A 3893-nucleotide genomic window follows, 5' to 3' on the forward strand; every position below is an offset into this window, starting at 1 on the left:
AGTAGCTACAAAATTTCCTTACATCCCTTTTGGGGTGCTTACAACTCAGTCATTGCAGATACATAATCTCCCCTATCAAAATTCAGCTAAGCATCTGAATTGTTTATTGGTGGTTTAAATTTTTGTTTTTGGGCTGAGCCTACAGGGAGATTGATTATGTTTATGAGCAGTAATGGACAAAATCATAACATTGCATCTAGCAAAATCCAATATGTTAAAGTAGACAATTCTTACATAGACAAATTACAACCAGCCTTACAAATTTATTTAATCCAAACTATTCTTGACAGCTTTGTCGATGGAATTTTAATACTTACAACTCAACGCCAATTAATTTATGCTAATGAATACGCTCTTGATATTTGTCACCAGTTGAGACAAAACACAAAAAATCAAAATATTGTTCCAGATGAAATTTGGTGCTTTTGTGATTCTATGATTGAAAGTCGCAAATTATTTACCAAGGGGAATGTATCTATAGAAATAGAAATAGATGTTAATGATCAAGTAAAATTACGTGTCAGAGCTAGATGGTTATACTGGGATAGATGCAATCAAATGTTTTTGTTATTAACTTTAGAGGATTGTCATCAAACTAGCCACAGTATAGCGATCGCTGATGCTAAAAAATATGGGCTAACTGAACGTGAGGCACAGGTTTGGATACTACGTCGTGCCAATTGTTCTTACAGAGAAATAGCAGATAGGCTATATATTACTATCAATACTGTCAAAAAACATCTGAAAAATATATATGCGAAGCAACAGGAAATTATCTATCTGGTATAGTGTGGGAAATTATGAGTTATATCTAATGTGAATTGAAACTATGACAAGATTTATGTTTTAAATTCGACCACCGTGCAAGGCGATGTACACATAGATACAGTAAATCTTAAGTAGGGTGCGTTATGGCTTTGCTATCACGCACCGCCAGATAAATATGAACATAATCACCTACAGTCCTGCTTACACTATTGTTCCTACTTATGAATGTTTTAATCGCTGTACCTATTGTAATTTTCGTACAGACCCGGGTAAAAGTCCTTGGCTGACGGTAGCAGCAGCAGCAAATATTTTGAAACAACTGCAAACTCAAAATGTCTGTGAAATTCTCATACTTAGTGGCGAAGTTCACCCCCAATCATCACGGCGTTCAGCATGGTTTGAGCGAATTTATGATTTGTGTGAATTAGCGCTGACAATGGGTTTTTTACCACATACAAATGCTGGGCCGTTGAGTTTTGCGGAAATGCAAAGACTCAAGCAAGTAAACGTTTCTATGGGGTTAATGTTAGAACAGTTAACCCCAGAATTGCTCAAAACTGTACATAAACATGCACCGAGCAAATTACCAGCTCTCAGGCTGCAACAATTAGAATGGGCTGGAGAATTACAAATCCCGTTTACAACGGGTTTACTGTTGGGAATTGGAGAAACGGAAAATGATTGGTGGGAAACTTTGAAAGCAATAGCAAATTTGCATCAGCGTTATCATCACATTCAAGAAGTTATCCTCCAACCCCACAGTCCTGGAAATCAGCAAAGCTTTGATGCACCACCATTTGACCCCCATCAATTACCAGAAGTCATTTTTAAAGCACGTCAAATTTTACCGTCAGATATTACTATTCAAATTCCCCCGAATTTAGTTAAAGATCAGCAATGGTTACTCGCATGTTTAGCAGCTGGGGCGAGGGATTTAGGCGGAATTGGCCCCAAAGATGAAGTTAATCCTGATTATCCTCATGTTCAAGAGCAGGAGCTAAGAGAAATTTTACAGCCTGCGGGATGGGAGTTAGTGCCGAGGTTGCCAGTTTATCCCCAGTTTGATAGTTGGTTGTCGCAGGAATTGCAACTAGCAGTGAAGCGGTGGCGGAACCTCACCCCCAGCCCCTCTTTGCGGGTTCACCAGAAGGGAGTAGAAATTAGAACTCTTGCAACAGAGTCTCCAAACCCTCGTTACCAGGTTGAACTTGGTAACGATAACAAGAGCCTGTAGCTATTAATTTATCAATAAACAAGTACAGAACTCCGTCGATGAGTCTTTAAACTAGATAAACGAGTATCAAAACCCCGTCGTTGAGTCTTTGAATATAGATAAACGAGTATTAGAACTGCGTTAATGAGTCTTTGAATATAGATAAACGAGTATTAGAACTGCGTTAATGAGTCTTTGAACTCAATAAATGAGTAATATAACTCCGTCATTGAGTCTTTGAAATAAATAAACGAGTATTAGAACTTCATTCACAAGTATTAAAGCTTCGTTGAACACGAATTAAAATTATCGCTGGGTTAGCTTTACCCAGTAGTTGTCAAGTTTTAATTCAGGGTTTGTATTCAGCACTTTAGTGCTGAAAAAATAAGGACTAAAGTCCTTACTACAAACTTTCTTCGCCAGCATTTAACCCTCTATAATCTCGTTAATATGAAAAACATGGCAATGCTGTATTCAAAACGGGCAACAGATATCAGAGATATCTACGGTGAATGCTTAATTTTACCGATGATTATGGTCAAGACTATAAAAGGAGAAATTTACGAGCCTGGGCTTGAGAAAGTTAAAGAAGTGATTTGCAAGCGAATCCGGCAAATTACACCGGAATTATCAATAGAAAACGAGATTTTTGATAGTCAACAAACCTTAGATAAACTCTGTTTGATGAGTGGAGGGCATGTCAGGAATTTGTTATTGTTAACTCAAGATGCGATCGCACGTACAGAAGAGTTACCAATTACTGAAAAAGAAGTGCGTCGCGCTGTTACTCAAGCCAGAGACACTTACCGCCGTGCTGTAGAAAATCATCAGTGGTGTCTGTTAGCAGAAATATCTCGTTCTAAACGCATTATTAATGATGACCAGTATCGAAGTTTGATGTACAATCGCTGTCTTTTAGAATATCGTTATTTAGATGATGAGGGAGAGATACAGCGTTGGTATGATATTTATCCGCTCATCCAAGGAGTACCAGAATTTAAAGAAGCTGTGGCAAAACTTCCATGAATCCAGATTTAGGTGATTGGGATGAAGATTTACCCCCAGAACCAGAAGAAGCTTATCAAGACTTGGTTCGGGCATTAAAGCGAAAATCAGGATTTGGTTTGTATTTTGTGCAATGTACACCTGCGGAAGCAGACCGTTTAATTGCTAAACTTCCACAGGATATTCCCCAGAAGCATATAGAACTTTTGCGCTTAGTTGAGGCGATTGATAATTTATATGAGCGAGTGGCTGAGTTTGTTAAAGATAAGCAAGTTGATATTTTATTAATTAAAGGTCTGGAATATTCTTTATATAAATATGAGAAAAGGACTTTTGGCGAAATTACCGAAAATAAATTTAGCGATTTAACCAGCGTACCGTATATTTTAAATCACTTAAATCAACAGCGAGAACGGTTTCGAGATGATTTTCCATTTTGCTTTGTGTTTCTTTTGCGGTCATTTTCGATCAACTATTTAATTCATCGCGCCCCAGATTTTTTTGACTGGCGTTCTGGAGTATTTGAAGTACCAACTACACCAGAATTAGTTGAACAAGAATCAACTCGTCTGATATTGTCAGGAGACTATGGGGAGTATTTGAAACTCACTCAAGAACAAAAGATTGAAAAAGTACTGGAATTTCAAGACTTATTGGCAGAAAAACACCAAACAGAAGATGGTAGGGCAAGTTTACTATTTGAACTGGGAAACTTGTTAGTTTCTGCTAAAGAATACGAAGCCGCGATCGCATCCTACGACAAAGCCGTGGAAATTAAACCCGATTACCAAGAAGCTTGGTTCATGCGGGGGATTGCACTGTTTCAGTTGGGACGCTACGAAGAGGCGATCGCATCCTACGACAAAGCCGTGGAAATTAAACCCGATTACCAAGAAGCTTGGTACAT

Annotated in this window: 3 protein-coding genes and 1 pseudogene; all 4 read left to right on the forward strand. The window is 38.1% G+C overall.

Annotated features, from left to right (window positions below; all coding sequences use genetic code 11):
* Positions 1–156 precede the first annotated feature (156 nt).
* The gene (locus UYI_RS0102140; RefSeq protein WP_035137992.1) at positions 157–789 is read left to right on the forward strand and encodes a helix-turn-helix transcriptional regulator; all 633 of its coding nucleotides are present in this window, start codon (positions 157–159) and stop codon (positions 787–789) included.
* 154 nt (positions 790–943) lie between these two features.
* Positions 944–2002 carry a 7,8-didemethyl-8-hydroxy-5-deazariboflavin synthase subunit CofG gene (gene cofG, locus UYI_RS31760; protein WP_016865044.1) on the forward strand — a complete coding sequence of 353 codons (1059 nt, stop codon included), beginning with the start codon at positions 944–946 and terminating at the stop codon, positions 2000–2002.
* 441 nt (positions 2003–2443) lie between these two features.
* A pseudogene (locus tag UYI_RS38590) lies at positions 2444–3007 on the forward strand (ATP-binding protein); the annotation flags it as partial.
* A partial coding sequence (locus UYI_RS0102155) for a tetratricopeptide repeat protein (RefSeq protein WP_016865046.1) occupies positions 3004–3893 on the forward strand: 890 nt, incomplete at its 3' end. The pseudogene UYI_RS38590 and the gene UYI_RS0102155, both read left to right, overlap by 4 nt.

Source organism: Fischerella muscicola PCC 7414 (assembly GCF_000317205.1).
GTDB classification, from domain to species: domain Bacteria; phylum Cyanobacteriota; class Cyanobacteriia; order Cyanobacteriales; family Nostocaceae; genus Fischerella; species Fischerella muscicola.

What these genes read in the sequence shown, in the direction of transcription:
- UYI_RS0102140 (WP_035137992.1), top strand. Translation starts at nt 157, where the DNA reads ATGTTTATGAGCAGTAATGGACAAAATCATAACATTGCATCTAGCAAA.
- cofG (WP_016865044.1), top strand. Translation starts at nt 944, where the DNA reads ATGAACATAATCACCTACAGTCCTGCTTACACTATTGTTCCTACTTAT.